We start from the raw sequence: 26829 nt of genomic DNA, 5'->3' as shown, positions 1-26829 counted from the left end.
CGCCACCGTTCGATGGGCTTTGGATTAGTGATTCTAACCGTGTTCATTGGTGAGGTACCCAATGAACAGCTGAAACAACTCCGACTGGCTGGATATGGAAAGACGCTTATAGATGTTCGAGCGATGGATTTTCGCTGTACCCTCCGAGATATTCATATTCCGCGCTATCGACAGGTTGCTGTGACCACGTAAGATCAGGCGCACCACAATTCGTTGTGTTGGCGTAAGCGTATCTTGAAAAACGCCCAAGAATGACGCCTCGATATCCTCCTTTTCGTGAATGGTATTAACCGCAGGACTGACCTGTTGATGATGGTTTGAGATGGCTGCGCTCAACACTGGTTCCATCGACCGAAGTGCTTCGATTTCCGGTTTGCTGAAAGGCTGTTTTCCCTGATTGCGCATTAATGAGTAGACCGCAGCGGTTCGGCCCTTCAAGGGGATAATAAAGCCGATCTCCTCAACCAAAGCCCCTGCCTCGGACGATACACAGGGATGAATATCGCGAGCGATAACAAAGCCAGAATTGAAAAAACTGTCCGGGGCAAGCTCATTCATTCGCCATAGACCTGCTGGGTGCTCGTTGACGCATGCCACATAGAATGGATCAAGCAAATATCCACCACGCATATAAGCCCCTAGTGCCTTGCGGGATACGGTCTGGCTATAGCCGTCATGCAAAAGCACCGGGTGATCATTGAACGTAAAGACGAAAATGCAGCTCATATCGAAATCGATGTGACCTTGCAGATTCCGGTCGAGAATGTTGCCGAATCCGGTCGTGCCGATGGAACGTATGATGTTGGAAATGCCTTCGGCTTCATGCACGGCCATTACTCCCCTATAACTTTCGGCATATCGACGGCCCACTTTAGGGGCTCTAAGCTTTCCACTCAACGGGCAAGAGTTCGACACAAAGCGAACCACGGGGAAGCGTTCATGAAAGGCGGACAAGGTCCGAAGGAGGAAGAATGCCTGGAAGACTATCTGGGAAAGTGGCGCTCATTACAGGAGGTGCAGGCGGTTGCGGTCTGGCAGCATCTGAACTGTTTGCGCGCGAGGGAGCGAGAGTCGGCATCGTTGATCTACCGCAGAGCGAAGGTGCTAACATAGCACAACGTCTGAACGACGAGGGACATTCGGTAGTCTTCGCACCAGCCGACGTGTCTCATGCGGATCAGGTGAAAACTGCCTGCCAGCATGTACAGGACAGGTTCGGCCACATTACCGTGTTGATGAACCATGCAGGCATTCTTGCTGCCGGGCCTTTTTTGGAAACGGAAGAAGCGGAATGGGATCGACTGATGGCTGTGAATGTCAAAAGTATGTTTCTGGTCTCCAAGGCCGTTCTGCCCGGCATGATCGCGGCTGGCGGTGGCAGTATCATCAGCACATCCTCCATTTCCGCGGTCGTCGGCACACCGATGGAGGTGCTGTACTGCACGAGCAAGGGAGCCTGCCATATGTTCTCAAGGGCGCTTGCTGTCGAATTTCGTGATCGCAACATTCGCAGCAACGCAATTTGTCCGGGCTTTATCGCCACTGCGCACGGATTGAAGGAAATCCAGATACTCAAGAGCTTCGGCGTAGATGTTTCGGAAGAGGCAATCAAGCTGGCTCAAGGCCGGCTTTGCCAGCCATCGGAGGTCGCCGCGGTGGCTCTTTTCCTCGCAAGCGACGAATCCAGCTTTGTAAACGGTGCCCATATCTTCGCCGATAACGCCTATACGGCAATCTGACACTTCACGCCGATCATTTCCGGACAAGGCGCATCATAAGCGTCACCGACTTCATAAAGGGGAACAACAATGACAAACCAAATAATGCTGGCTGCAGGCGGGCATTGGCGCAACTGGGTAGGAAACCAGTCCTGTGTGACAAGTGCAGCAGGTGCCCCGGCCAGCGAGCCTGAACTCTGTGAAATGGTCCACACCGCGACGTCACAGGGCCTCAATGTACGCTGTGCAGGCTCTGGTCACTCCTTCACACCCGTAGTCGCGACCAGCGGTCTTCTTCTGACATTGTCGGGAATGAAAGGCATCAAGGGCATCGACACGCAGCGCAAACGTGTAACAGCCGCTGCCGGAACTACTATCAACGAACTTGGCCGTTATCTCAAGGACAATGGCCTGTCGATGGCCAATCAGGGCGATATCGATAGTCAGGCGCTGGCTGGCGCCCTGACGACAGGGACACATGGAACCGGGGCAAAGCTTTCCAATCTCGCGTCTGCGATTGTAGGCATGAAAATCGTTCAGCCCAATGGTGAAATTCTTGTGGCCGACGAGACAACACCTGAGCTCCTGAAGGCCAGCCGTGTATCGGTTGGAACGCTCGGCGTCATATCGGAAATCACTTTGCAGCTGATGGATTCCTACAATCTCCATGAGCGCCTCTGGCGGGAAGACTTTGATGCGTGCATGGAAATGCATGACCAACTAGCTGCCAAACATCGCCATTTCAGCTTTTTCTGGTGTCCGACAGAACAGAGCCGACATTGTTACTGCCTGCCGGATACGGCCGCGACTTCTCGCTCCGGTCGCACCACCGATGTGTGTGAGATGAAAACCATGGATATCACCGAGGAAGCACCAATGTCCTCGGATTTCGAAAAGATCGCGTATAGCTCTGAAATCTATCCTATTGAATATGTGCCGAACTTCCACGAGCTTGAATATGCTGTGCCTGTCGCCCATGGCAAGGAGGCAGTCAAGGCCGTGAGAAAGCTGATGCTGGAGAAGTATCCCGAGTGTATTTATCCGATAGAGTATCGCTTTACTGCGGGTGACGATGCCTGGATTAGCCCATTCTTCGAGCAGGATAGTGTAACGGTTTCCGTATCGGGTGAACCTGGAACCGACTATTGGCCCTATCTGCGGGATGTCGACGCCATTCTTCGCAGCTATGGCTCTCGACCGCATTGGGGCAAGCTGCACTTTCTTACGGGGCGGGATGTAACAAACATTTATCCCAAAGCCGGGCAATTTCGGGAACTGCGTCGCAAACTCGATCCGCAGGGTTTTTTCCTCAATGATCACCTGGCTCAGCTGTTCAGATGATCTGAGCTGAAGGGTTGGCTCGCCCACCCCATCCATATCCGCAACAAAAACCATAAAACGGGGACGGCAATGGAACACATCGGAACATTCGTCATCTACATCATCATGATGTGTGCAATCGCGGGCGCGGTCGCTTCAATCTTCAATAACGAAACGGGCCTTGGAAAAGAATTCGTGGCAGGCCTGCACAGTATCGGTCCTATTTTCATCCCGGTAGCCGGTATCATGGCTTCGATACCCTACCTTTCACAATTCATCAGCTCACTCGTTGGACCACTGCACACCATATTGGGTGCCGATCCGGCTATCGCGGCAACAACGGTAATTGCAGCCGACATGGGCGGTTATCAATTGGCGAAAGCGTTAGCCCAGTCGCCCGAAGGCTGGATCATGGCTATGGTCGTCGGGTTCATGGCAGGTGCTACAATCATCTTCTCGATTCCCGTCGGGTTGGCAATGTTGAAAAAACGCGACCACAAGTACATGGCTCTGGGCATTATGTCGGGCGTTCTTAGTATTCCTGCTGGTGTCGTCATAACCTGTTTACTGATCAGTTTCTTGGGCACCGATATACGCGCCGATATCGCCGCGACGGGAACTGCGGGTCAGTCGATCGATCTTTCGTTCTCTACGATCCTGCACAACATTCTTCCCTTGGTTTTGTTCTGCGTGGCCCTCGCGACTGGATTACGATTTCTACCTGGTCTGATGATTGCGATCTTCCTGTGGTTCGGTCGGATCATGTATGCGGCAATCACGCTGGTCCTTGTCAGTTCAATCGTCGAATATTTTACATCAGCTTTCAGCACGGTACTGGGCGGATGGGGATTTGCACCCATCATAGCCGACAGCGAAGACCAGTTTCGTGCATTGGAAATAGCTGGCTACATAGGCATCATGCTGTGCGGTGCCTTCCCGATGGTCTATCTTCTAAATCGCTATCTGGCGAATCTCATGGAGAAAGCTGGCGCTAGGCTCGGCCTGTCATCGGCTGGAGCAGCCGGGCTTTTGGCGGCATCAGCCAATGTTCTGGCCATGTTTCGTCTTGTTGAAACAATGCCTCCCAAAGACAAAGTCCTGGTCATCGCCTTCGCTGTTTGCGCGGCTTTCACCTTTGGCGATCACCTGGCATTTTCTGCCAACTTCCAGCCAACAATTATTTTACCACTGTTATTGGGAAAAATTGGCGGTGGACTGATTGGATTCACGATTGCCATGTATCTTTCGGTGCCACAGGCGCTCGAAATTCAACGAGAGGAGGCAATCTCCCTTAGCCCAGAACCGGAATTGATTTAGAGCGCGTTCCAGTTAAAACAGATTAGCGAAGCCTCTTTATCTCTTTGTTTTGCGCATTATCCAATGCGAAACTGCTTCGCGCTTCTGTTGGAAATGCTCTTGTGATGGAAGAGCATCCAAAGTGTGCGAATGTTGATTCGTAACTGGCAATCCAAGCTGCGGATGACTGCTTCGCGCCTTCATTCCAGCCAATAGCGTAGCATTCACCCGTTCCAAAGCGGGTCATTGCACTTATCCTGCATTGACGCCTGAAAAGGGGTGGAAAGCAGACCTTTATGGTCCTCTTCAGCGGCTAAGTGAACGGTTATAGGGCGCATAGGTTAGGATTGAAGACAGACACAGAGTAGAGCATCACCATCTTGTTGAGGCGCGAAATCTATTGATCATTCAGATGGCACGCCGAATAGTGATCGGCTGCAATCTGCTTTCTTACAGGAACCTCAAATTTACATCTTTCCATTGCATGCGGGCAACGTGGATGAAAATGGCAAGCCCCTTGGGGGATTGATTGGGCTTGGAAGCTCGCCTTTCACGGCCTGGAAGCGACGCTTTTCAGGTTCGATGCGCGGAACCTCAGCTAACAGCGCTTGAGTGTACGGATGGTTTGGCCGTCTGAAAATATCTTCAACTGGTGCTTCTTCGACGATGCGGCCTAGATACATGATCGCGACGCGATCCGATATATGTTCGACCACGCCCAAATCATGGCTGACGAACAGGTAAGTCAGGTCGAGCTTGTCTCGCAGCTCCATGAACAGATTGATTACCTGGGCCTGGATTGATACGTCTAAAGCGGCGACACTTTCATCGCAAACCAGAAACGTTGGCTGCACCGCAAGCGCACGCGCAATGTTGACACGCTGACGCTGACCACCTGAGAACTGGTGGGGGAAGCGGTGTTTCATGACAGGGTCAAACCCCGCCAGCATGAGATATTTATCAACGTAGGGTGCGTGTTCTGTGCGCTTTGCAAGCCCATGTGTGTAAGGCGCTTCCCAGATGAGTTCATCCACGGTCATGCGTGGGTTGAGCGCTGCCATTGGATTTTGAAAAATCATCTGGGTCATCAAACCAAGCGCGTGTTTCTTTTCCGACGACAACTTTTCTCGGTCATTGCCGTTCCAGAGAATCTGCCCCTCGCTGGGAGAGGTAATTCCGGCAATGACGCGTCCGAGAGTGGATTTCCCGCAACCGCTTTCTCCGACCAATCCGACAACTTCGCCCTTTCGGATTGAAAGACTGACATCGTCCAAGGCGTGAACAATTGGCGCTGGTTTGGCGACCTTCAGCTTCAAGGCAATTTTGGCCGCCAGATCAGGTTTCGAGCCAAACCGCTGCGAGATGTTCTTGGCTTCGATCAATGGGGTGTTTGCTGCCGTCATTGTGCTGGTACCTCTGTAACGGGATGGTAGCAACGGAAGAACCTTGCGCCGTCAGATGCAAGTTCAGGCATCGTCAGGCAGACATCGGTCGCGCGGTCGCAGCGCGTTCGAAAGCTACAACCTTTGGGAAGTCTGGTAATTGCTGGGGTCATGCCACGGATCTGGCGCAATGGCTCCCCTCGCCTATTTTGCGATGGGACCGAAGCGATTAAACCTGCCGTGTAAGGATGGCGAGGATCGGTCAACACATTGGCCACCGTTCCCTTCTCAACGAGCTTACCCGCATACATAACCGCGATATCGTCGGCCAGACGCGATACAATTGCCAGATCGTGCGTGATCCAGATGACTGCGGTATTTGCTTCCTCAGTTAGTTTTTGAAATTCGGAAATAATCTGGCTCTGAATAGTAACATCCAGCGCTGTGGTAGGTTCATCCGCGATAATGAGATCGGGCCGATGTAGCAGTGCTATCGCAATCGCCACACGCTGCCGCATGCCGCCGGAGAATTGGTGTGGGTAAGAAGATAGACGTTCCTCTGGACTAGGTATCCCCACCAGTCCCAGCGCATCACGAGCGCGAGCACGAGCATCTGCGTCTCAATCGTGAGAACCGGATTGAGAGTCATCATAGGATCTTGAAAGACCATCGCAATGCGTTTCCCGCGAAGACGACGCATTTCTTCATCGGAAACAGGAGGGAATGACGCTGTCAGGGGGCGAGCAACAAATGCTCGCAGTTGCGCGGGCATTGGCGCGTGATATCAAGCTCCTCCTGCTTGACGAGCCTTATGAAGGTCTGGCTCCAGTCATTGTCAAGGAAATCGAGCGCATCGTGCATGATATCAATCAGCGCGGCATCACGACCATCATGGTTGAACAGAATGCTGTTGCTGCCTTGGAACTCGCAAATCGCGCCCTGATCTTGGATATGGGACAAATCATATTTAATGGCTCCGCCAGTGAGGTTCTCGAAAATGCGGAACTCCTCAACAGATACCTCGCCCTTTGAACTCCCTCCGGTTGGACCGGGTACTTGGGCTGCAGACTTTTCATCAATGATATTGAATAGTATTCCGACCTTTGAGCAGCAGAGCGTGGTATCGATCTGGATCACTCGACTGTTCATCGCCAGGTAGTGCATTTCAGTCCGAGATTGTCTGAGCGCTTCAATCGAAGAAAGCGTCGGGTCGCACGTGATTTGAGAGTACGGAGAAACTGTTGGAGCATCGATATTCATCTGGTCTGGGCGCAGACTGCATGGATGGCCACTACGGTGTTTCAAGTTGCTCCAAATGGGATCGGTCTGCCAGGCCGCAAATGGACCGATTTCGCCAAAAATCATCTTGCTGCAAGTGAGTGATGCTTCCTGGTTCAGCAGGAAAGCTCGCAAAGCCAATCGCATTGATGGGCAGCTTCATCCAGGCGCAAATGACCAGCGTTAGGGTGAAGCCGTGCGTGACGATTATTTGGGTCTCGCAGCGGCGCTCTACGATTTCATTCACGATGCAATATACTCTTTCTGCGGCTTCACTACGCGTTTCAGCGCCGTCGATACCTACCTGATGATTCATGCGATCGTGATCGGGCGCAGGAACATACCGCTCGTCCAGCCATGCCTGGGGTTTTCCCTCCGCTATTCCGTAACTGATTTCGCGCAAACCAGCAGTCTCGATCACCGGCTGACCAAGGCGGCTGGCGATGGTGATGGCAGTTTGTGATGCGCGTGACAGATCAGAACTGAAGATTTCAACGTCGCGATCACCCACGATCGATGCCAATCGCTGCGCAGTAGCAACAGCATCTATGTGGCCGGACGGGGTCAAGCCGGTATCATACCAGCCACCAACATTGCCCTCCAAATGGTGCATGGATTGGGTATGCGTGACAACATAGATATTCTTCATCGGCGTCTCCCAGAAATGTACGAAAGCCTGTTATCGCTTTTGTATTGAAAGAGGAAAGACATCTTTAGCGACCGGTGTCCACGTGATAATATCCAGCCGTCAGACCAAGCTTTTTCTCCCGCGCGGCCAGATAACGCCCTCCGCGCTTCTCAAAAAAAGAACTGACCGTGTCAAAGGTGATGTGAAACTAACGGAGGGCATAATAAGCCCCGACGCTCTTCCCAATGTCGGGGCCTCCACACCGTTTCCGATTGTTTTAATTGATTTTCGGTGTAAATGGACAACTAGGGCGCTCACCGCCGCAGACAATGGGATGTATTCAGAACAATCCCGATATATCTCTCAGCCCGTCATGGCCGAGCCCTGCTTTGTTACACCTGTTCAAACTTGGCGTGTTAATCCGACTGCACCCTGCTGATCCCAAAGTACAAATACCTGCCCAAGGTAACGGAAAATTGGGCCGTGCAAGCTTTCAGGGCAAAGTGACCCTTGCGGGAATTAATGTCACCACGGCGCCAATGTATGGCAGTCGTGAATTCTGTCCGCCTCAGTAAAAAGAAACGAATTCGACCGGAAACGATGCAGGCTGTCGCGTATCCGCTCCGCTGTTGACAGAACTATACGCCACCCGGGAATGCCGTCTTTGATAACGTTTATTGGCCAAATTGTATGACAGCTCCGTCAGTCGTGTCTGATCTCACAAGCCCCTCTCATACAACATGATTATGCAAGACGCTAACTCGTTAGCCGAATAGCCACGTTCGCTCTCTTCCAGATTTGAGGCAGCATTCGAGTAACAACTTCGCATGAAGTTGACTTCCGACGGGTCAACGATGCGGCTCGCTTCGTTGAAAAGCGGCATGTCGGCCTCCCTTTAGCTCTCGCTAGTAGAAGCCCCCACAAGGTTAGTGAAGCCGATAATGGGTAAAAAGTTTCCGGAAGGCAAATCACAAAGCCCTCTCGGTCAAACAACAGACGGCTAATATCCGCCGAAGATACATGTCACGTTACTCCCGACAACCGTGTCCTGATTGATCCATCCACCGGTTCGAATGTCCCGGACCTGGGGTTGCGGATGAGCAGTCGACCTTCAGCCACGCCAAAAAACGCTCCATGCAGTTCCAGTTGTCCTTCCTCGACGCGGCGCTTTACCCATGGAAAAGACATAAGGTTATTGAGGCTCAGCTCGACCGAGGCGAATTCAAGCTTGCGAAGGTAATCGTCATGATCGTGTTCTTGCTGGTTGCCGAGAGTTGCTGCGGCTGGCGCTATCTGCGACATCCAGCGGCCAATAAAATCACCTGGCGACAGCGGCTCCTGTTTATCGGCAAAGGCGCGAATGCCACCGCAATGGGCGTGACCAAGCACAACGATGTGTTTTACGTGTAAGGCCTGGACACCGAATTCCAGTGCGGCGCTTGTACCGTGTTGGGTTCCACCATGCGGTTCAAAAGGCGGAACGATGTTGGCAACGTTTCGCGCAACCAGCAACTCCCCTGGCGCTGCGTCGAAAATGACTTCCGGCGATACGCGCGAGTCAACGCAACCGATGACCATGATTTCTGGATGCTGACCTTTTTCAGCCAGATTCTTGTACCGATCGTGTTCGTTGATGAAGCGCTTTTCCAAAAATGCCTGGTAACCATCGATAAGCCGTGTGGGAAACATTATCACTTCCTTCAGTGTTGCGGTTGCTCGATACTAAAAAGGGAAATTTAGCCAGACAATAGACCGTAAAGCCGAAAACCAGTTCATTTCCCAGTCTTGCCGTTCGATTCTACCGCCTCGAGCTGAGCAAACAAATCCGAAAACAAAGATGCGTCAGCATCTAATGTCGTGACATTCATTCGGTTCTTGATGACTTCCGCAACTGCATGGGCCGCTGAAAATCCATCTATTCTCGTACGCGCCGCTGCATTTTTTGCCGCATTGTTCAAATCTGAGTGTCCCGCCATCGCTAACGCCTTCATTTTCTCTGGCAAGCATCTCAAGCATGAATTAGTTCCATCGTAATCCGATACTTTTCCGAATAACATGCTTCGGCTCGTTGTTGAAAATCTCTCTGAAATGAATGCCAATCAGAAAAAGGGGGAGAGAAAATCGAAATGTTTGAACCCGCTCAAAAACCGTCGTTTTGAATTATATTCGCGCGAAGTATTCACGAATAACGCCGGGCGATATCGCCTTCAACCTCACTGAGGACACCTTCAAGCTTAACACCTACGAGATTGGATCTGTCGAGACCCGGCTTATTAATGATGGTCTTGTCACTGATGGCCTAATAATTCAGGGCACCGCGCCAGCTCATATGTTCTATCGCGTCACTGAGAAGGGCCACCGCCTAGTTTATTCGGATGTATTGGAATTTCTCTACTCGAAACAAAACCTGGTCTCAAGTGATAGCTAATCTCAAGTGTGTCCTATGACGACAAACCGTGGGGAGAGGAAAATGACTGTCAGCAATCTTGAAAACGAGATCAATTTGATTCTCGGTAGAATCCGCGATTCTAATCTGCGCATGGCCACCGGAAAACTTCTGGTTCACTTCGTTGGCGAGTTAAAAAGCCTGCAGGTATCTATCGAGGATTTGCAGCGCGAACTTCGTCATTTGAAGAATCGGGAATGATACTTTTCAACTGAAAGAAACGACGGGCACTTTGTCTGGGATGTAAGCTGGCGTGTGCCGTCTTCCCTCTCGAACAGAAAAGGTGAGCTGACATTACCTACGATCTGGAAATGATTTGAACATAGCAACCTGACTGGCGTGCCGCGAAATCCAGTCATGATAGGAAATCCTCAAGACACGTTAAGGCAAGCTCCGGTTTACGCCCGTCCTTAGAGCGAGGAAGGCCCGCGACGAAAATGAGAAATGCGGTAACCAATCGGAAGATGAGAGCGTCATCAATCGCCGTCAGATCGGATCGCGGCACAACAGCCAGGTTGAAATTGAACGATGACATTTTAAACGCGGCGATGCAGTATTATGCCTTCTACCACCCTTGACGGTCATGAGAGAGTGTCGTTCCGCCCCCGGCCGGTACCACCCCCCGCATAGGCCATTCTCCGGTTCCCGATACGCTCGAGGTGGGTCTTTGTTTTCCGCTCGCGGCCATTTTGGAGTCCAGAATGTCCAACCATCCCTTGAAAACCCTCATCGAAGCTGTGGACCGTTCGATAACGGCCAAAGACCTTGACAGCTTGATGCAGTTTACACCGATGACGCTACATTCGTGGTCAAAGCGGGCATGTATCTCCATGGCAAAGAGTTGATCAGAAAAGCATTCGAGACGCATCTGGAAACTGGTTATGCGTCGTAGATAATTCATACGGCACGGCGCTGCTCGAACACTGATAACTTTGCTTGGCTCAGCGACCATAGGGGAGTTGAGAACAACTCTTTGGCGTGCCCGCATCATTGCCATGGACACAGGCATGGCTACAACAACGGCCGGTTCAGATTTTAACCAGCATCGCCGTGACGTACATGACGCCGACACCTGCAGTGAGACCGGTTATTATGGCTGGGGTGAGTAACGCCTTGCCCTCTGCCCGCTGGCGAAGCTGCATCAAGACGACCTCGACGATCACCTGGAGAATTGCTCCCGCTCCGATCGCCAGTGCCAGCGCCGACCATTGCGGTGCAAAGGTCAGGCTGCCGATCCATAGTCCGATGATCGCAGGTCCACCGGCAAGCAGCGTTAGCGCGACGAAACTCCACAGTGGCGGGCGCTGCTTCAGGATCGGAGCCGCGATGCCGATACCCTCGGTGATATTGTGCAGTGTGAAGCCGAGCACCAGGAAGGTGCCAAGTCCTGCCGCACCAGACGCGAACGCGGCGCCGATCGCCAGCCCTTCGCCGAGATTGTGAAGACCGATGCCGAGCGCCATGAAGGTAGCGAGAGTCAATCCGGTCGGCGTTCCGCTCCGGCGTCCCACCGCCATAAGGAGCAGGAAGCTGGTAATGGCAGCGAGCACGACCATAGTTGATCCCTGGAACAGGGCTGCGGCCTCGCCGGCCAATTCGAGCGCGTCCTCCAGTGCATCGACAAAGAGGAAGGCGAGAAGCCCTACCGTCAGCGACAAGAGAAAATCCATAGCTGCACGGCCGACGTGCCTGAGTGCCGGATAGAGCATGAGGCCGATCGCCACCGGCAGGATGCCAACGAAAACACCAAGCATCGCTTGCGAAACCAAACTCATGGAATCCGGCGTTGGCGTGGGCACAGCGACCGCGATCTCATGCGCAAACGTTGCTCCCGTGTTGGTGACTATGTTCAGGGCGTGCGATTCGCCAGGCACCCACGGGAACGTTATCGCGATCCAGGCCGTGCCGCCGCGTGCGATTGGTCCTGGCGGATCCTGCGAGAACTGCCAGTAGGCGTCGTCAACCTGGACCTGGGCGATGGTCATCGGTTCCGAACCGCCCGCTCTTACGAGAGCCCGAATACCGTCGGTGCCAAGGATCGTCCGTTCGAAGGTGAGGTTCTCGACCGGCGGCGCGCCATTGCGGAAGCCCGACAGCGGATCGCCGGAAATCAACCAGGCAATCGCCACCCCAAGGACCGCGAGCGGCAGCATGATCCACAGCAGACGAAGCCTGCCAAAGCCGCGGACAGGCACGCCGGAAGAGCTGCGGGTTACGTCGGTCACGACACGGCCTCCACGACGTCGAACATGCCGACCCAGCCGAGTTCGGTGAACTCCGACTGATGCGGATGGAACATGTAGAACCCCGGCTCATGCTCCCGGAAATGGAACTCAAGGATGCCGCGCTCGGCCTGACACCGGGTGATCAGATCGACGGTCTTGAGCGTCGGCGTCAGGGTGGTGCCCTGATTGTAGTAGTCGAAGAAGTTGCCATGGAGATGAAAGGAGTTGATCGGGTCGAACTCGACCACGTTCACAAGATAGACCCTGACCGGTTTGTCCTTCGCCACGCGGATCGGCTTTTTTGTGTAAGCGTGCGCGACGGTGTTGACTGCGTAGACCTCGTTCTCGTTGTCGAAGTTGGTGTCGAAGGCGTTCATGATCATCACGAACTCTTGCCAACCTGCATTTTCAAGCGTGCCGAGGAGACGCGACCGCGCGACCGCCTCATACTTGGGGTGCCGTGCGGGGTCGGGGTCGATCACGAATGCGCCGTACATGCCCTTGTGGATGTGCCGTTTCAACGGCAAGGCGTGACAGTGATAGAGATGGCACCCGAATGGCTTGGCGTCGAACTCGTAGACAAATTCCTCGCCCGGTCCGATCAGGCCAGCACCAGGCACGCCGTCCATGCGCGCGGCATGAATGCCATGGAAATGCATGGAATGCGGATGCGACCCGTTGTTCCTGAACACGATGCGCAGGCGCTCGCCTTCGACGGCGCGCAGCGATGGGCCGGGAACGCGGCCGCTGTAGGTCCAGGCTGGGAACATGACGCCCGGCGCGATCTCGATCTCCTTGTCTTCGGCCGTCACCTCAAATGTGCGCAGTGTCCTTCCGTCCGGCATTTGTGACACAGTGCCCGTGTCCCAGTCGCACAGCAGCTTCGACGGATCGAAGCCGTTACGCGCATCGTTGACTTCTCCAACCGTGATCATGGCACCGTGGGCTGCGAGGTGAACAGGCGGCTCCCGGGTCGTGGCAGCAGCAGCCTTCCCGTGATCTGTATGGCTTGCTTGGCTACGAGCGCCGCTTGCTGCCACCACGGTGCTTCCCGCTGCCGCGAGCCCGCCCGCTAGAAGCAGCCTTCGATCCACGGTCTGCGCCAACCAGTGCCTACGCCCGTACATGCTTGCTTTCCTTTCTGCAAATGAAAGCGAATTGCAATAATAGCATGCACTTCAAGCGTTAGCTACTGCTATGCTCTGGTGCTCCAGGGGAGCGTGAATTGATTGGGGCGCCGCTGGCTTTGTAGTAGCCAGACCAATAAGTCCGACGCTGCATTGTCCTCGTGTAGCAGCTCCGCAAGGGCGTCAGCTAACGCGGAATAGGTTGCCGGATCCCAATGGGTGTGGTCAATCTTGGAGTCCTTGACTACTGGTCCGCTCGTCGGTCGGCCAATTCAGACAGCGTTGAAACACGTACCTCGCTCGATGAATGCCCTACCTCGAATTGATGAGGCCTTGCCTGATGCAGGCATTCTATCTGCGGTTGTTACGTTGCCATTGCTAGAATATCATCGCAAATCCAAAGCGGACGTGGTCGGAATTGGGGAACTGGCCTTGGGTACTTGCAGCGGGTAACGATCAGTCCCTTTGGGGCGAGGCAGTGAGGGTATTCCGATAGCTGCCTCGCCCTGCTTGCCAATACGTTCAGTTGAATCGGCGTCTGGTCCTACGGTTTGGTCTCAAGCTCGACGAGGGTGCGACGCTGGAGATCGACGACGGCAAGGCTTCAGCCTGTGCTTGAGCCTTTCTGCTTATGCCGACTGTCCGATCGAAATCGGGTGCAGTTCATGATCCGGTTCGATCACACAGGCTTAGTCTATGATTACGAGGATTTCCTGGCGGCTTCACGCGACACGGCGGATGGCGTCTATTTCGCAATCGCAGATCGTGACAACTACGGTATCCTCATCGAGGACGCCACGCTCGCCGATCTGTCCGCCGACGACATTGTCTTCTCTTGAAGCATTAGATGCCAGTAAACCCAACGAGAGCGGCAGTGAGCGTTCCGCGCCGCTGTCCGCGCCCAACTGTACCTATTACCCCTTCACTTTCTTGGCATATCACCGTTACTTCCCAAGAGGCGCAGTCCGCTAACGGATCCATTGTTGCCGTCCGTCAATGAAGGCGGAGGAGGTTGAGGATTTGATCACTTTCAAAGCGGGAAAACTGTTTGTGGTTAGCGTCAGCGACGATTTTTGACTGGAATCTGAAAAGTTACGTTGCCATTTCATTATTCGATTGCAAACGCAAAAATTATCGCTGGAAGATTCTCATCTGAGGTCTTGTGGAGTTGGTTCAGTTGGAAGAGTGCCTCATCAATAACATGGCTAGAGCGCGAAGCTTGTGGATGACACAATAAGCCCGCCGCTCTTCCCAACATCGGGACACTCACAGCGTTTTCGATGTGGCAGTCGCGCATCTTGGATGTATTCGTCACAACATGATGGTGCGCCGCAGAGGGGTGGAGCCTCAAGCCAAAGCGACCGCACCCAGCAGGGCGTATAGAAGGCCGCCCGTTACCAACAAGGCAAACATTGTCATACAAAGTCCAAAGAGAACGACGAGACCGTCCTTCTCAATTAATCCGATTGATATAGTGCAAATTGCAGCAACGGGAGCCATATTTCCAAACGGAATGGGCAATGCGATGGCGACGCCGAGACAAAAAACTGGGACAGCTATGATGTAATTGAGGCTGCCTTCCGCGAATGCCTGCAGTCGGTTGGGAAGGACAAAACGCTCGATCTTTTGAACTAGTGGTGATGCATGACGTTCCATGGAGGAAAATGCGCCTGCAGACAATTTACGATTTCCAAGAAACGAGGGGATCCAGATCGGCTGCAACCCGAACAAAAATTGTAAGGAAACGATTGAAACGGCTGTGCCGAAAATAACGCCAAACGGCCCGGGCAATGGGATAAGAGCCGGTAATGCAAGCAGAATGAGAACAAATCCGAAGCTTGATCGCCCCATCATTTCCAGAGCTTCAAAAACTGTCAGGCCATCTCGCAAGCCTGCTTCCCGCGACAGGCGAGCCATTGTCATCGAAGTGACACCGTTGGCGGTCTTTTCTCGCTCTTCTGATGGCTCCATAATCAGCTTTCCAGCTTTCCATTGAAATCTCCGTCAAGAGTCTGAAAGAGGAGACGACAACTTGGATCAGCATTGGTGAGAAGTTGGGAGGGCGAAACCCACCCCACGGATATACCGACAACAGTTGTCATCGCCCACACGGGCTCCTGCTCGGCTTGCGCGAGAAGCTTCTTTCCATGAGCCGCCACGCACTGCTGGATTTGCATCATCCCGACGTTGGGTAGTTTTGCTTGATCCAAGCGTTCTGTCAAACTGGTTTGAAGCGGATCGATAACGAAAAGGGCAAACAACCAGGCAACGAAATCAGAGACCATGAGGTTCACCAGCATCTGGAGTAATTCGAGAGGTCCGACATCACGAGAAATTTGGGTGCTCGCCGGAGGGGCCCGGACCGGCGCATTGCCGATATCTGGGGCGGGGCTGTAACCTCTTCAAGACCTTCATGGCACAATGTAGCAACCTTGTTGGCGAGAGCGCCTGTCATCAGCATGAGTGGTATGCCCCCCAGCTACGCGGCTTCCGGAGTGCCGCGACGGCGAACTTGCAGCATTACGGTGCTTGCACTAATGATAAACCGGCGTAGTGTTCGCTCACCGATCGTCGTTCCCTTGCTGGGCTTTGGCGTGCTGCTCAATCAATAATTTGTTTCTTCAATCACCCAGAGAACCTAGGCGGTGGGCAGCAAGTTGGCTCGGCCAGAATGACCGATCCCCATATCGAAACGGGAGCGGCGCAGCTGCTGCGTACGGTTCTTAACAATACGCGGACCGACGGTAGCAGTGGACGGTTGCGCGTAGCGCGCTGCTGATATCTTTCGTGGACCGCGTGATCCCGGTCCACGAAAGGTGCAGAGCTGCGGATTGAGGTATTCGCGACAATAAGCCGGTTGATTCCGGCAATTTGCCTGCCAGGCCGACATATGAATGGATGTCTGGAAAAGCTGTCTGTGCCAGATTTTGACTACAAACAATGAGAACCAAACACGCTTAGACAAACAAGCAATCGTTCCAGGGGGCACCGCGACAAGATGAGGAAAACATTCAAGGGACTTTTTGCTTTCGTCGCAACAACAGCCATGCTTTCGTTTTCTGTCCAGTCTGCCAATGCGGATGACCTTGAGAAAATCAGAAAAACAGGTGAACTCAGTATCGCCATGAGCGGCCAGTACCCGCCGTTCAACTTCGTCAATGACAATAATGAGGTTGTCGGTTTTGATGCCGCCATCGGTTCAGCGATCGCCGAGCGAATGGGCTTAAAGGCAAGGATCATAACCACGCCGTTTGACGGTATTATTGCTGGCGTCCTGGCCAGCAAATATGACACCGTCATTGGATCGACCGCGATTACGCCAGAACGCCAGAAGGCGGTTGATTTTGTTGGCCCATATTATCACGCCGGCAGGACAATTATTGTAAAGGAAAGTTCTCCATTAAAAGCCCTGGAGGATTTGAAAGGGAAAACTGTAGGCGTTATTCTCGGCGATACCCATGATAAATGGGCGCGTGAACAGGGCGACTTTAACATCCGCACCTACAAGGCCTTGCCTGAATTGTTGCTGGAGCTCGACGCCGATCGCATTGATGCCATTGTTATGGATCGTATCCCGGTCATGGTGGCGATCAAGGAAACCGGCCAGAAAGTCCGCAAGCTCGATACGCCGGACATTGAAGGTGGAGATGTTTCGGTTGGCATCGCCATCCGCAAGAACAATCCGGAGCTGAAGGCTGCGATGCAGAAGGCTCTCGACGAGATCATGGCCGATGGCACCTACGAGAAGATCTCGATGCAATGGGTCGGCAGCGACATTCGCTGATATGTCGTCATCCCGGCCCGGCACATGTCCGGGCCGGTTGAGAACCGATTGACCGGAGTTTTCCGATGGATTTTGCGTTGATGCAGCGCGTCCTCCCGTTCTTTCTGGAGGCGGCATGGGTAACTGTGCAAATTTCCGCGCTGGCCCTGATCCTGGGCCTTGCGGTGGCTGCAATACTCGTGGCGGGCCGCCTGTCCCGCTCCCCTATTTTGCGGGGACTTGCAGCTGCCTATGTCAGTGTCTTTCGCGGCACGCCTTGCCTTGTGCAGCTCTTCATTCTCTATTTCGGCGGTCCGCAGATCGGCATCAATCTGGAACCGTTTGCTGCTGGCGTTATCGGACTTGGGCTGAACATCGGCGCCTATATGTCGGAATCGATCCGTGGAGCGATCCAGAGCGTCGATCGCGGCCAGAGCGAAGCCGCGCGCTCCATCGGCTTCGGGCGTGGCCAGACCATGCGGTTCGTCGTGCTGCCGCAGGCCGCTCGCCTCATGATCCGTCCACTGGGCGTCAACGCTATTGCCCTTTTGAAGGGTTCGGCGCTGGTCTCGACCATTTCGGTGGTTGAGCTGACTTATACGGCGCAGCGTTTCATCGGTTCGACCTACAAACCGTTCGAGATTTTCGGCGTTGCAGCCGTTCTCTACATGATCATCATCTATATCGTGGCGCGCGGGGTCGATCTCCTCGACAAGCGCTTCGCGGCGCAGTGAGGGAGGACTGGATGCAAGCTCTCGATTTCAGCATCGTCACTCCCTATACGGATCTGCTTCTGACCGGCCTTTGGTGGACGCTGGTTCTGACCGTCGCCTCCGCATCCTTAAGCTTCGTGCTCGGGATCGCATTTGCGCTGGTGGTGCTTTATGCGCCTGCCATTCTTGCATGGCCGGTACGGTTCTTCATGTGGCTGTTCATGGGAACGCCGCTTCTGCTGCAACTGTTCCTGATCTATTTCGGACTGGTTCAGATCGGCATCAATATTCCCGCCCTCGGCGCCGGCATTATCGGCCTTAGCCTGCATTTCGCGGTCTATAATGCCGACATCATCCGGGCAGGCATTGTGGCTGTCGATCCCGGCCAGATGGAAGGCGCCCGTTCCATCGGTTTCAGCCACGGTCAGGCTTTGCGTTATGTTGTCATTCCGCAGGCGATCCGCAACACGATCCCGCCCATTGGCAACAACATGATCGTTCTTCTGAAGGACACGTCGCTGGTTTCGATCATCGGCATTGCTGAACTGGTGCACAGCGCCCAGCTTGCCATCAGCGAAACCTTCAGCCCGTTTGAATTCTATATCACCGTCGCGGCCATCTATTATGTGGTCAATCTCGTCCTCGAGGCAGGCCTGCGGCGCATTGAAAGAAAAGTGGAGGTCACGCGATGAGCAGCTCCAAATCGGCAAAACCGATGGTTGAAGTGAAGGATGCCCGCAAGGCTTACGGCGCGCTGGAAGTCCTGAAAAGCATCGATCTTTCAGTAGGGCGCGGCCAGATCGTTGCGATCATCGGTCCGAGCGGTTCCGGCAAAAGCACGCTTCTGCGTTCGATCAATCACCTGGAAACGCTGAATGGCGGTGAAGTCTGGCTCGATGGCGTGCAGGTCAACCAGCCGCTGGCAGGACAAGCCTTCGAAAAGCACATCAATGCGGTGCGCCAGCAGATGGGCATGGTCTTCCAGCACTTCAATCTGTTCCCGCATCTGACGGTGCTGGAAAACATCACGCTCGGCCCGATCAAGCTCAAGGGCATGACGAAGAATGCAGCGCGCGCACTGGCGCTGGAACTTTTGTCAAAGGTGGGGCTTGCCGACAAGATCGACGTCTACCCCTCGCGCCTGTCGGGCGGGCAGAAGCAGCGTGTCGCCATTGCGCGTGCGCTCGCCATGCAGCCGAAGGTGATGCTGTTCGATGAGGCCACGTCGGCACTCGATCCCGAGCTGGTGGATGAAGTCAATGCCGTCATGAAGCAGCTTGCCGCCGAACATATGACGATGCTGATCGTCACGCATGAGATGCGATTTGCGGGCGAAGTCGCCGACCGCATCCTGTTCATGGATGGCGGCGTGGTGGTGGAAGAGGGGCCGCCGGATCAGATTCTGAGCAATCCGGTGCAGGAGCGTACCCGCTCCTTCCTCAAGAAATATCTCGCCCAGTGAGGTGACATGACATGAAGAAACTTGGGAAACGGAAGGAAAAGTGAAGGCTTATCAGATTGCGCGCGACGACCTGGAACATATGCACGGATTACGCAGGGAGTTTCACCAAAAACCGGAACTTTCGTTGAAAGAAAGCCGGACGTCTAGGCGCATTGGGGAAGAACTGGATTCCCTCGGCATTCCTTATATACGTGTCGGCAAATACGGTATCGTTGCCACGGTTGAAGGCACGCGCAGCGATCGTGCCGTCGCGTTACGTGCGGATATGGATGCACTTCCCATTCAAGAAGACAATCAGCATCTTGACTATCAATCGGAAGTCCCCGGCATAATGCATGCATGCGGCCATGACGGTCATGTAGCAATGTTGCTCGGCGCAGCCCGCATTCTTTCACAGATGCAACAAGAACTTCACGGAACCGTCAAGCTCTGCTGTCAGCAGGCTGACGAAGTCGGCAAGGGGACTGCGGAGATCATAGCCGAACTCGGAAAACATCCGATTGAATCGATTTTCGGCATCCACCTGTGGTCAGAGCTTGAAGCTGGCAAGATATCGGTCGAGGCAGGCCCCCGCATGGCCGCGGGGCATGCGATAGACATAACAATTCACGGTGTCGGAACTCATGGCGCATATCCAAACAGGGGTGTTGATCCGATCATTACGGCAGCAGCCATCATTTTGAATTGCTCTGCTCTTGTCAGTCGCGAATTCGATCCCGTCGAACCGGTCGCATTAACATTCGGACAAATTCATGGCGGCGAGGCATCAAATGTAATTCCGGATATCGTCAGAGTTTCCGGCACCATGCGTACGACGAGCGGAGAAACAGCCGAGCACCTGCGCCGGTCATTGGAACGCTTGGTAAAAAGCACAGCCGAAGCCTATCGGGCTCGGGCCGAGATCGCCTTCAGCGGAGGCGTCTCCGTTGTGACAAACGATCCGTTGTGCAGTTCGATTGCAAAACGTGCTGTCGAGGTTCTCGGTCTTGGAAAAGACTGCACACTTTTCAATACAGTTATGGCATCGGAGAACTATGCGGATTTTCTGTCTGTTTATCCGGGCGCTTTTGCACTGGTGGGCGTGCGCAACGAAGCACTTGGTGCATGCTATCCCCATCATCATCCGAAATTCAACATTGATGAAGAACCGCTAGCAAGCGGCGCAGCTTTGCATGCACAATTTGCCATCGAGTATTTCAAGTGTACTGAAAGAGTTGTTGGGTCGAAATCGGTAGCTTCTGCATAACCACTTCTCCTTCTCAGCCCGAAAGAACTCACTGGAGAATGAATACCAGAACCAGGCCATTTAACAGGGGAAACATCCCGTCAGTTGTGTAGCAGCATTCCGCTTGCGAGCGCCAGTCGCCGAATTCGTCCAAACGATACAGATGAACTGCTAAAGCGCGAGTTCTACCCGAAACGCATGCGCGATGACGGCGAGATCGAAGGCATAAAACTACGGTGACGGCTGAAGCTGGGTCATCCGCAAATGTGCGGCGAGCAGGATTGAAATTGCGGGTATTCGAGACTTCAAATGAAATCCAAACCTCCGTTCTGGTGTCGCTGACGGGTCAGTTCCCTGTTTTTCAACTCCTGACACCCTGCCAGGCACGCTTGGCAGTCTGCAAGGTATGTCTGTTTGTATCATTACGTATGATTGTATCTGCCTGCGTTGAAAGAAATAGGAGTGAGGCAATAGGATCCGATAGTTTTTCTTTCAAAAATAGTGTTATTCATTTGTTTTTATTGCTATAAATTCCTATTTTCCGACTTTCCGAATTGGACTCTGTGAATCTCCAACGATTAAAAAATCATTGCTACTCATACAAATAACTGCAATCATCGCGGATGTGAAACTTCGGAGGAAATATGTTTCCGGTAAAATTGCGTAAAACTTTGATCCAGATCGAAGAGGTCTATCATGAGGGTGGCCCCGTCCGTTCCGAGCCGGTTCTTCGCGGATCAATTCTCGCCGTCATCGAAAACCCGTTCGCGGGTCGTTATGTCGAGGATATTGTTGGCTTCATGGATGATCTGAAGCCGTTGGGTGTGCAAATGGCCACCCAGCTTTTGAACGCTCTGGGAGGCGACGCCTCCAAGATTGAAGGATATGGCAAGGGTGCTGTTGTTGGCGGCGCAGGCGAGCTGGAGCACGGTGCGCTGTGGCACAATCCCGGCGGCTATGCGATGCGCGAGCTTTTGGGTAGCCCGAAGGCCATTGTTCCGTCCGCCAAGAAAGTGGGCGCGCCAGGCGTGCGGATAGACATTCCCATCACTCATGTGAACGCATCCTATGTGCGCTCGCATTTCGATGCGATCGAGGTCGGCATTCCGGACGCGCCGCGCGCCAATGAACTGTTGCTGGTCCTGTCTATGACGACCGGTTCTCGCGTGCACGCGCGGTCCGGCGGTCTGGCTGCGGATGAGATCAAGGGGGACGACGGATTGCGATGAAAACACGGATCAGAAAGATTGTAACCTTCGTAGAGGAAACCCGTATCGAAGGTGGACGGGAACTGGCGGAGCCGACGCGCCGGGCGGCGGCGGTGGCCGTGATCACTAATCCCTACACAGATGAATATGTCGAAGACCTCGCACTGCTCAGCGAGATGGGGGAGGAGCTTGGTGAGCTTTTGACAACCCGGGCTGTCGAGGCCTTGGCCATTCCGGGTGACCGCGTGGAAAGCTTCGGCAAGGCGGCAGTCGTTGGGGCTGACGGTGAGCTGGAACATGCGGCGGCGATACTGCATCCCAGGCTCGGTGCCCCTGTGCGCCGGATATTGGGACGCGGGCCTGCCCTCATTCCCTCATCCAAGAAACGAGCAGGCATGGGCGCGCCAATCGACATTCCGCTTGGCCATAAAGACGCTGCGAAAGTCCGGAGCCATTTCGATGGGATGGAGGTTCGCGTGGCGGATGCGCCGCGGGACAACGAAATTGTGGTTGCTGTTTCTGTCACCGATTCAGGCCGCCCGCACCCGCGTGTCGGCGGACTGACAAAGGACCAGATCAAAGGCGAGAACGGCGTGGATTGATCTCGCCGGAACTGATCCGGCGAGAAAATGCGTGTAGAAAAAAGCGGCCAGATTGGCCGCTTTTTTTATTCCTGAACGATCTGCGGAGCCCTGTCCGACGGCGGCGTATTGCGTGAGCGCCCCACGCGAATTTCTCCATCGATCATCACCATGCCAATGCCCGGCAAATTGCCCAGTTCGATGCTTTCAATGAAGCCGTCGCCCGCACCGCCCGTCGCCTGATCCATGAAGACAAGATCGGCGCTGCGGCCCACTTCAATCATGCCGCGATCATCGAGATTGCGGAATTTGCATATATTGCCGGTCGCAAAGCAAAAGGCCGTTTCCACGGACACGTCGCCCAGTGAAACCAGATGGGTGATGGTGCGCAGGATGCCCAGTGGTTGGACGCCGGAACCGGCTGGGCCATCCGTTCCCAGCACCACACGATCCAGTTCGCCGCGCTGTTTGGCGATATCCAGCACATAAAGGCCCGCCTTGAGATTGCCGTTGTGAACGATTTCGATGGCGCGGGTGCTTTTCTCGCAAATCTGTTCGAGTTCGTTGAAGGGAAGTGCGGTGGGGCCACCATTGATATGTGCAATGATATCGGCATCGACTTCAATGACGACATCGGCGCCGATCCGTCCCGAGCCGGGGATCGAATTGCCGCCCGTATGGGTCATGGATGTCATGCCATATTTGCGGGCCCATGCGATCATTCTCTTGCCCGTCGGGCCGTCTTTCACTCTGCCAAGCCCGACTTCGCCGATCAGCCGGACGCCTGCTTCGGCCAGTTCCTTGAAATCCTGTTCCGTCATGCCCGGTTCGAGCACCGGCGCGCCTGCAAGCACTTTCATGCCTGTCGGTCGGAAGTTTGAAAAAGCACGCTGCGAGGCAATGCCCAGTGCCTTGACCCCGATCACATCGTTGGGGCGACCGGGATAATGCGCTTCGCCGGCGGAAATAATGGTGGTGACGCCGCCGTGAACTGTCGAATCCATCCAGCCGATCTGATTTTGGCGCGGTGTCCAGTCACCGGCAACGGGATGCACGTGATTATCGATCAGGCCGGGACTGACGGCAGAGCCGTTTGCGTCAATGATCCTGTCACCGGAGCTCGTGGAAATCTCATCCTTTTTTCCCAGTTTCGTTATGATACCGTTCTCCACGACAATGGTATCGATGTCCAAAATGGGATTTCGAATGTCTCCGCTCAGTGTAAGTCCGATATTTCTGATAACGGTGCGTTTCGGATCGGTCATGTTTCTCCCCTGTTTTTCTTCTTGAATGTGCGCTCCAAAGTGGCGCGTACGAAAACGTTTCCCGCAAAGGTAGGAACCATTTTCATTTAGAAGCGTTTAAAAACAAATAGTTAGCGTGGTGTTGACGGCTTCTGGAACTGAAGCCGAAATTAGGCTTCGGGGTCGGCGCTGATCTTGATCAGCATATCCATGAAAGAAATCTTTTCTTCATCGCTGAGAGGCGCCAGCAGGCGTTCTCCCACCTCGCTGCTGTCCTTGAGACGATCGATCGTGAAGCTCAGCCCTTCATTCGTCAGGGTGAGGACGCTCAAACGCTGGTCCGATTTCGATCGGCTACGGTGAATCAAGCCGTCATTGATCAGTTTACGCACCACGACACTGATGGTCGAAGGGTCCATGGATGTCATGCGGCCAAGATGGTTCTGGGAAACCGCGCCATATTTCAAAATGGTTGCCAGCGCCGCAAATTGCGGTGGAGACAGGTTATCCATCCCCATGATGCTCTGAAATATGAGTGTCGCTTTCTGGTGCACCTTGCGCACTGCGAAAGCCGGATGCGTATCCAAATCGTATCCGCTGCGCGCATAAGCGATTGCCGCTTCATCCCGGTCCAGAATCTGGTCGCCGTCATGGGATGCAACAGTCTTTCGTACGCGTTTTCGCGGTGCGGGGCTCACTTTTGTATGTTCTTCAGCCAAACTGCACCTCAGGCGTTGATGATGTTTTCAATGGGCGCGTCACTGTTCAGCGCCGCAACTATATCATCCGAATTGCACACAACGCCAAAATGTGTGGCGATATCGTACAACGAACTGGCCTGCTCGCGCGGGCCGGTTGCAGCGCAGCAATCCTGGGGGACCAGAATCTCATATCCTTCGAAAAAAGCATCGGCGACGGTTGAACGAACGCAGATATTGGTGACGACGCCGAACACGATAACTTGTTCGACCATCATATCCTTGAGCGTCAGATGCAGGTCCGTCTGGTAGAATGACGAATAGCGCCTCTTGGTAATGTGGATATCGTCTTCGCGGGCATTGAGATCGGAAATGATCTCGGTTCCCCACGAGCCTTCCTCGCCATGTGGACTCCGCTTGAGAAATTCACGCTCGCGGCGCATTCCCTTCCTGTGAACGTCATGAACCCAGAAGACAGGCATTCCGTTTTTGCGCGCCTTCTCGATCACCGCCAGCTGCGGCGGGACCAGTGTTTCATAGCCTGGCAGAACCATTTTGCCGCCCGGTTTGCAGAACTCATTGATCATATCCACGACGATAATGGCGGCTTTCTCCGCTCGCAGATTGAATGCAGCTTCAGCCTTATGTGCGGAAAATACATCGACAGACATGGTTCACCCCTAAATCTTGTTATCTTTGGCGGACAAGCCGCGCGGAAATATTTCACGAATTGCGTTGCTTCAATAGGTCCCGCCGTCGGGGCCATTGGCGTAACTCTGGAGGGTCTGCCCGCCATCAATTAGCCAGGCCGCACCATTGATGTGGCGGGCGCTGTCCGAAGCGAGAAACACGACGACCTCGCCGACATCTTCCGGCTGGCCAATGCGCAGCGACGGAATTTTTGAGGCGAAGCGAGCAACCGCTGATGTGCTGCCCACGTTTCCATCCTCAAGGCCGGGAACTCCGAGACTCGTTTCGATCACGCCCGGACAGACTGCATTGATCCTCACGCCGTATGGAGCAAGATCGAGTGCAGCCGTCTTGGTCAGGCCGACAACGGCATGTTTGGTTGCCACATAACCGACGCCACCGGACAGGACATCCCAGTTGGACATGGATGAGCCCATGTTCACGATGGCGCCCGCCCTGCGTTCTGTCATATGCATCGCAGCATATTTCAATACCAGAAACTGGCTGCGCAAATTTACATTTACGATATGATCCCAGTCGGCGCTGCTCCACTCGTGAATCGGGCGAACCGCACCTGCAATGCCGGCATTGTTGAAAACGGTGTCGAGCGATCCGTACGTACTAATACAATAATCGATGACCTTGCGTACATGGATTTCGTTAGTGACGTCACCGCTGATGACAGACACTTCACCGAAGGCGGACAAGTGTGCTTTCATCTTGTCGAGCTTCACAGAATCAATGTCGGCCAACACCAGATTGGCGCCCCGTTCGAGGAAGAGTTTCGCAGTGGCGCTGCCGATAGCACCAGCACCTCCTGTTACAAGAACGGTTTTCCCCAAAAAATCTTTCATTACAAAGACTTCCTCCGAGTTTACTTGAACTGGCCGTATTCACGCCAGCTATGGCGGGGCCGGAAACCGATCAGGGCTTCGGCTTCCCGATTGGAAATAAGACTGGCGAAGCCTACCAGCGGTTCCTTCAGTGCAACGCCTGGATAGAACCTTTCGATCAGTTCGACCGACATGTGTTTGGAATAGGTGTCTGCGGCTGAAATAAAAAAACGAATATGTCCCCGTAGCTTAGCCTGGGAAGACAGGATAAAGGCCCGGGCTGCGTCCCGTGCGTCCACATAAGCCCAGAGATCCAGCTTTGCGTCGTCCGTGTCGCGGCGGGGCAAGACATCGCGTGCGAAAATATGGGTGTCCTGGATCCACGGCATGCGGATACTGATCGCATCGCCGCCGGTGCGGGCCACCCAATAATCAACGATATTCTCGCCCAGGAGTTTTGTCAGTGCGTAAACATCCATCGCTTTGGTCGGATGTTGCGAATCAACCGGAAAATAATCCGGCGCCAGCGGCTTGTTGGCGAAAGGTAGGCCGATGGTGCTGAAGGAGGATGCATAAATCAAACTATTGATTTTATTGCGTTCCATGGCTTCAACGACGTTAAACATCAGCGACATATTCGTGTTGTAGACGTCCTGGACATCGTAGCCCACGGGACGGGGGAGCGATGCGATATGAACCACATGGTCCACATTTCTGACCAGTTCCAGCGCCGCATCGAGACGGGTCAGGTCCGCAACAGTCACGTCCAATCCATCGCGTTGCGCAATATCGACGCCTGTGACCTTGTAGCCGGCATCCTTGAAGGCGCGCGTTACATAAGAGCCCAGCAGCCCTGCGGCACCGGTTACAAGAACGGATTGCGCCGTCTCGATTTTATTTTTCTGTTCTGTCATTCGTTGCCTCGAATATGCCCTTGACAGACGATCAGTCTTTTCGCAATTTATTCGTACACAAACAATAATTGTCGTCAA

At 53.9% G+C, this 26829-nt stretch carries 25 protein-coding genes and 4 pseudogenes; 14 read left to right on the top strand and 15 right to left on the bottom strand.

The window, feature by feature from the left end; translation table 11 throughout:
- Positions 1–33: 33 nt before the first annotated feature.
- A complete protein-coding gene (locus tag ACYSN1_RS21400) occupies positions 34–828 on the bottom strand; it encodes a helix-turn-helix transcriptional regulator (protein ID WP_461727511.1) in 795 nt (264 codons plus the stop codon).
- 143 nt (positions 829–971) lie between these two features.
- Here ACYSN1_RS21400 and ACYSN1_RS21395 point away from each other — a divergent pair, with 143 nt between their 5' ends.
- From ACYSN1_RS21395 to eutH, 3 genes are all read left to right on the top strand, one after another.
- Positions 972–1739: an SDR family NAD(P)-dependent oxidoreductase gene (locus tag ACYSN1_RS21395; RefSeq protein ID WP_461727510.1), complete on the top strand. Its 768-nt coding sequence runs from the start codon at positions 972–974 to the stop codon at positions 1737–1739.
- An 84-nt stretch (positions 1740–1823) separates the two neighbouring features.
- The gene (locus tag ACYSN1_RS21390; protein WP_461727520.1) at positions 1824–3059 is read left to right on the top strand and encodes a D-arabinono-1,4-lactone oxidase; all 1236 of its coding nucleotides are present in this window, start codon (positions 1824–1826) and stop codon (positions 3057–3059) included.
- 69 nt (positions 3060–3128) lie between these two features.
- Positions 3129–4355, top strand: a complete 1227-nt coding sequence (eutH, locus tag ACYSN1_RS21385) for an ethanolamine utilization protein EutH (protein ID WP_461727509.1) — start codon at positions 3129–3131, stop codon at positions 4353–4355.
- A gap of 376 nt (positions 4356–4731) precedes the next feature.
- Here eutH and ACYSN1_RS21380 read toward each other — a convergent pair.
- Positions 4732–5737, bottom strand: a pseudogene (locus ACYSN1_RS21380) (ABC transporter ATP-binding protein).
- A pseudogene (locus ACYSN1_RS21375) lies at positions 5734–6431 on the bottom strand (ABC transporter ATP-binding protein); the annotation flags it as partial. The pseudogenes ACYSN1_RS21380 and ACYSN1_RS21375, both read right to left, overlap by 4 nt.
- Between ACYSN1_RS21375 and ACYSN1_RS21370 the strand changes: the two are divergent.
- Together ACYSN1_RS21370 and ACYSN1_RS21365 are read left to right on the top strand one after the other, a co-directional pair.
- A pseudogene (locus tag ACYSN1_RS21370) lies at positions 6425–6748 on the top strand (ATP-binding cassette domain-containing protein); the annotation flags it as partial. The pseudogenes ACYSN1_RS21375 and ACYSN1_RS21370 sit on opposite strands and share 7 nt — an antisense overlap.
- Before the next feature lie 78 nt (positions 6749–6826).
- Positions 6827–6926: pseudogene (locus tag ACYSN1_RS21365) on the top strand (IS6 family transposase); the annotation flags it as partial.
- Between the two features lie 81 nt (positions 6927–7007).
- On the opposite strand, the gene ACYSN1_RS21360 reads toward ACYSN1_RS21365, so the two are convergent.
- The 3 genes from ACYSN1_RS21360 to ACYSN1_RS21350 form a co-directional block, all read right to left on the bottom strand.
- Positions 7008–7643: a histidine phosphatase family protein gene (locus ACYSN1_RS21360; RefSeq protein ID WP_461727508.1), complete on the bottom strand. Its 636-nt coding sequence runs from the start codon at positions 7641–7643 to the stop codon at positions 7008–7010.
- 1002 nt (positions 7644–8645) lie between these two features.
- Positions 8646–9311 (bottom strand): carbonic anhydrase, encoded by a 666-nt coding sequence (locus ACYSN1_RS21355; RefSeq protein ID WP_461727507.1) that lies wholly within the window; start codon positions 9309–9311, stop codon positions 8646–8648.
- An 83-nt stretch (positions 9312–9394) separates the two neighbouring features.
- Entirely contained in the window at positions 9395–9679 is a 285-nt protein-coding gene (locus ACYSN1_RS21350) for a hypothetical protein (RefSeq protein ID WP_461727506.1), read from the bottom strand.
- Between the two features lie 413 nt (positions 9680–10092).
- Here ACYSN1_RS21350 and ACYSN1_RS21345 point away from each other — a divergent pair, with 413 nt between their 5' ends.
- The gene (locus ACYSN1_RS21345; protein WP_461727505.1) at positions 10093–10269 is read left to right on the top strand and encodes a hypothetical protein; all 177 of its coding nucleotides are present in this window, start codon (positions 10093–10095) and stop codon (positions 10267–10269) included.
- An 827-nt stretch (positions 10270–11096) separates the two neighbouring features.
- On the opposite strand, the gene ACYSN1_RS21340 is transcribed toward ACYSN1_RS21345, so the two are convergent.
- Positions 11097–12293 (bottom strand): ZIP family metal transporter, encoded by a 1197-nt coding sequence (locus ACYSN1_RS21340; RefSeq protein WP_461727504.1) that lies wholly within the window; start codon positions 12291–12293, stop codon positions 11097–11099.
- Positions 12290–13420: a multicopper oxidase domain-containing protein gene (locus tag ACYSN1_RS21335; RefSeq protein WP_461727503.1), complete on the bottom strand. Its 1131-nt coding sequence runs from the start codon at positions 13418–13420 to the stop codon at positions 12290–12292. The genes ACYSN1_RS21340 and ACYSN1_RS21335 overlap by 4 nt, the downstream gene beginning before the upstream one ends.
- 665 nt (positions 13421–14085) lie before the next feature.
- Here ACYSN1_RS21335 and ACYSN1_RS21330 point away from each other — a divergent pair.
- The gene (locus ACYSN1_RS21330) at positions 14086–14259 is read left to right on the top strand and encodes a hypothetical protein (RefSeq protein ID WP_461727502.1); all 174 of its coding nucleotides are present in this window, start codon (positions 14086–14088) and stop codon (positions 14257–14259) included.
- Positions 14260–14767: 508 nt separating this feature from the next.
- Here ACYSN1_RS21330 and ACYSN1_RS21325 read toward each other — a convergent pair.
- Positions 14768–15391: an exopolysaccharide biosynthesis protein gene (locus ACYSN1_RS21325; protein ID WP_461727501.1), complete on the bottom strand. Its 624-nt coding sequence runs from the start codon at positions 15389–15391 to the stop codon at positions 14768–14770.
- Between the two features lie 2 nt (positions 15392–15393).
- Positions 15394–15720 carry a hypothetical protein gene (locus tag ACYSN1_RS21320; RefSeq protein ID WP_461727500.1) on the bottom strand — a complete coding sequence of 109 codons (327 nt, stop codon included), beginning with the start codon at positions 15718–15720 and terminating at the stop codon, positions 15394–15396.
- A 746-nt stretch (positions 15721–16466) separates the two neighbouring features.
- On the opposite strand from ACYSN1_RS21320, the gene ACYSN1_RS21315 reads away from it, so the two are divergent.
- The 7 genes from ACYSN1_RS21315 to ACYSN1_RS21285 all read left to right on the top strand — a co-directional run bounded on the left by ACYSN1_RS21315 (position 16467) and on the right by ACYSN1_RS21285 (position 22393).
- Positions 16467–17204: an ABC transporter substrate-binding protein gene (locus tag ACYSN1_RS21315; protein WP_461727499.1), complete on the top strand. Its 738-nt coding sequence runs from the start codon at positions 16467–16469 to the stop codon at positions 17202–17204.
- A gap of 65 nt (positions 17205–17269) precedes the next feature.
- On the top strand, positions 17270–17917 hold the full coding sequence (locus ACYSN1_RS21310) for an amino acid ABC transporter permease (RefSeq protein ID WP_010660809.1): 648 nt from the start codon (positions 17270–17272) through the stop codon (positions 17915–17917).
- A gap of 11 nt (positions 17918–17928) precedes the next feature.
- Positions 17929–18588 carry an amino acid ABC transporter permease gene (locus ACYSN1_RS21305; protein ID WP_036587096.1) on the top strand — a complete coding sequence of 220 codons (660 nt, stop codon included), beginning with the start codon at positions 17929–17931 and terminating at the stop codon, positions 18586–18588.
- 23 nt (positions 18589–18611) lie between these two features.
- Positions 18612–19358, top strand: coding sequence for an amino acid ABC transporter ATP-binding protein (locus ACYSN1_RS21300; protein WP_461727519.1), 747 nt, complete (start codon positions 18612–18614; stop codon positions 19356–19358).
- 40 nt (positions 19359–19398) lie between these two features.
- Positions 19399–20604: an amidohydrolase gene (locus tag ACYSN1_RS21295; protein ID WP_461727498.1), complete on the top strand. Its 1206-nt coding sequence runs from the start codon at positions 19399–19401 to the stop codon at positions 20602–20604.
- 623 nt (positions 20605–21227) lie between these two features.
- A complete protein-coding gene (locus ACYSN1_RS21290) occupies positions 21228–21812 on the top strand; it encodes an amino acid synthesis family protein (RefSeq protein ID WP_461727497.1) in 585 nt (194 codons plus the stop codon).
- Positions 21809–22393, top strand: coding sequence for an amino acid synthesis family protein (locus ACYSN1_RS21285; RefSeq protein WP_461727496.1), 585 nt, complete (start codon positions 21809–21811; stop codon positions 22391–22393). Before ACYSN1_RS21290 ends, ACYSN1_RS21285 begins: the two co-directional genes overlap by 4 nt.
- A 65-nt stretch (positions 22394–22458) precedes the next feature.
- Here ACYSN1_RS21285 and ACYSN1_RS21280 read toward each other — a convergent pair whose 3' ends face one another.
- The 5 genes from ACYSN1_RS21280 to ACYSN1_RS21260 form a co-directional block, all read right to left on the bottom strand.
- Positions 22459–23637: an amidohydrolase family protein gene (locus ACYSN1_RS21280; RefSeq protein ID WP_461727495.1), complete on the bottom strand. Its 1179-nt coding sequence runs from the start codon at positions 23635–23637 to the stop codon at positions 22459–22461.
- 149 nt (positions 23638–23786) lie between these two features.
- Positions 23787–24314, bottom strand: coding sequence for a MarR family transcriptional regulator (locus ACYSN1_RS21275; protein WP_112585139.1), 528 nt, complete (start codon positions 24312–24314; stop codon positions 23787–23789).
- Positions 24315–24343: 29 nt separating this feature from the next.
- A complete protein-coding gene (locus tag ACYSN1_RS21270) occupies positions 24344–24985 on the bottom strand; it encodes a cysteine hydrolase family protein (protein ID WP_112585102.1) in 642 nt (213 codons plus the stop codon).
- 69 nt (positions 24986–25054) lie between these two features.
- Entirely contained in the window at positions 25055–25858 is an 804-nt protein-coding gene (locus tag ACYSN1_RS21265) for an SDR family NAD(P)-dependent oxidoreductase (RefSeq protein WP_461727494.1), read from the bottom strand.
- A gap of 20 nt (positions 25859–25878) precedes the next feature.
- Entirely contained in the window at positions 25879–26751 is an 873-nt protein-coding gene (locus ACYSN1_RS21260; RefSeq protein WP_461727493.1) for an NAD-dependent epimerase/dehydratase family protein, read from the bottom strand.
- Positions 26752–26829: the final 78 nt, after the last annotated feature.

It is taken from the genome of Brucella sp. LJL56 (assembly GCF_054871705.1).
Note: the sequence above shows the minus strand (reverse complement) of the source record. Positions and strands in the feature narration are given on the sequence as shown.

Excerpts from the sequence above, each read along its gene's own strand:
- ACYSN1_RS21280 (WP_461727495.1), bottom strand. The coding sequence starts at position 23,637 with ATGACCGATCCGAAACGCACCGTTATCAGAAATATCGGACTTACACTG.
- ACYSN1_RS21325 (WP_461727501.1), bottom strand. The coding sequence starts at position 15,391 with ATGGAGCCATCAGAAGAGCGAGAAAAGACCGCCAACGGTGTCACTTCG.
- eutH (WP_461727509.1), top strand. The coding sequence starts at position 3,129 with ATGGAACACATCGGAACATTCGTCATCTACATCATCATGATGTGTGCA.
- ACYSN1_RS21350 (WP_461727506.1), bottom strand. The coding sequence starts at position 9,679 with ATGTTATTCGGAAAAGTATCGGATTACGATGGAACTAATTCATGCTTG.
- ACYSN1_RS21390 (WP_461727520.1), top strand. The coding sequence starts at position 1,824 with ATGCTGGCTGCAGGCGGGCATTGGCGCAACTGGGTAGGAAACCAGTCC.
- ACYSN1_RS21285 (WP_461727496.1), top strand. The coding sequence starts at position 21,809 with ATGAAAACACGGATCAGAAAGATTGTAACCTTCGTAGAGGAAACCCGT.
- ACYSN1_RS21270 (WP_112585102.1), bottom strand. The coding sequence starts at position 24,985 with ATGTCTGTCGATGTATTTTCCGCACATAAGGCTGAAGCTGCATTCAAT.
- ACYSN1_RS21360 (WP_461727508.1), bottom strand. The coding sequence starts at position 7,643 with ATGAAGAATATCTATGTTGTCACGCATACCCAATCCATGCACCATTTG.
- ACYSN1_RS21330 (WP_461727502.1), top strand. The coding sequence starts at position 14,086 with ATGATCCGGTTCGATCACACAGGCTTAGTCTATGATTACGAGGATTTC.
- ACYSN1_RS21290 (WP_461727497.1), top strand. The coding sequence starts at position 21,228 with ATGTTTCCGGTAAAATTGCGTAAAACTTTGATCCAGATCGAAGAGGTC.
- ACYSN1_RS21395 (WP_461727510.1), top strand. The coding sequence starts at position 972 with ATGCCTGGAAGACTATCTGGGAAAGTGGCGCTCATTACAGGAGGTGCA.
- ACYSN1_RS21315 (WP_461727499.1), top strand. The coding sequence starts at position 16,467 with ATGCTTTCGTTTTCTGTCCAGTCTGCCAATGCGGATGACCTTGAGAAA.
- ACYSN1_RS21335 (WP_461727503.1), bottom strand. The coding sequence starts at position 13,420 with ATGTACGGGCGTAGGCACTGGTTGGCGCAGACCGTGGATCGAAGGCTG.
- ACYSN1_RS21310 (WP_010660809.1), top strand. The coding sequence starts at position 17,270 with ATGGATTTTGCGTTGATGCAGCGCGTCCTCCCGTTCTTTCTGGAGGCG.
- ACYSN1_RS21305 (WP_036587096.1), top strand. The coding sequence starts at position 17,929 with ATGCAAGCTCTCGATTTCAGCATCGTCACTCCCTATACGGATCTGCTT.
- ACYSN1_RS21345 (WP_461727505.1), top strand. The coding sequence starts at position 10,093 with ATGACTGTCAGCAATCTTGAAAACGAGATCAATTTGATTCTCGGTAGA.
- ACYSN1_RS21260 (WP_461727493.1), bottom strand. The coding sequence starts at position 26,751 with ATGACAGAACAGAAAAATAAAATCGAGACGGCGCAATCCGTTCTTGTA.
- ACYSN1_RS21355 (WP_461727507.1), bottom strand. The coding sequence starts at position 9,311 with ATGTTTCCCACACGGCTTATCGATGGTTACCAGGCATTTTTGGAAAAG.
- ACYSN1_RS21300 (WP_461727519.1), top strand. The coding sequence starts at position 18,612 with ATGGTTGAAGTGAAGGATGCCCGCAAGGCTTACGGCGCGCTGGAAGTC.
- ACYSN1_RS21320 (WP_461727500.1), bottom strand. The coding sequence starts at position 15,720 with ATGCTGGTGAACCTCATGGTCTCTGATTTCGTTGCCTGGTTGTTTGCC.
- ACYSN1_RS21265 (WP_461727494.1), bottom strand. The coding sequence starts at position 25,858 with ATGAAAGATTTTTTGGGGAAAACCGTTCTTGTAACAGGAGGTGCTGGT.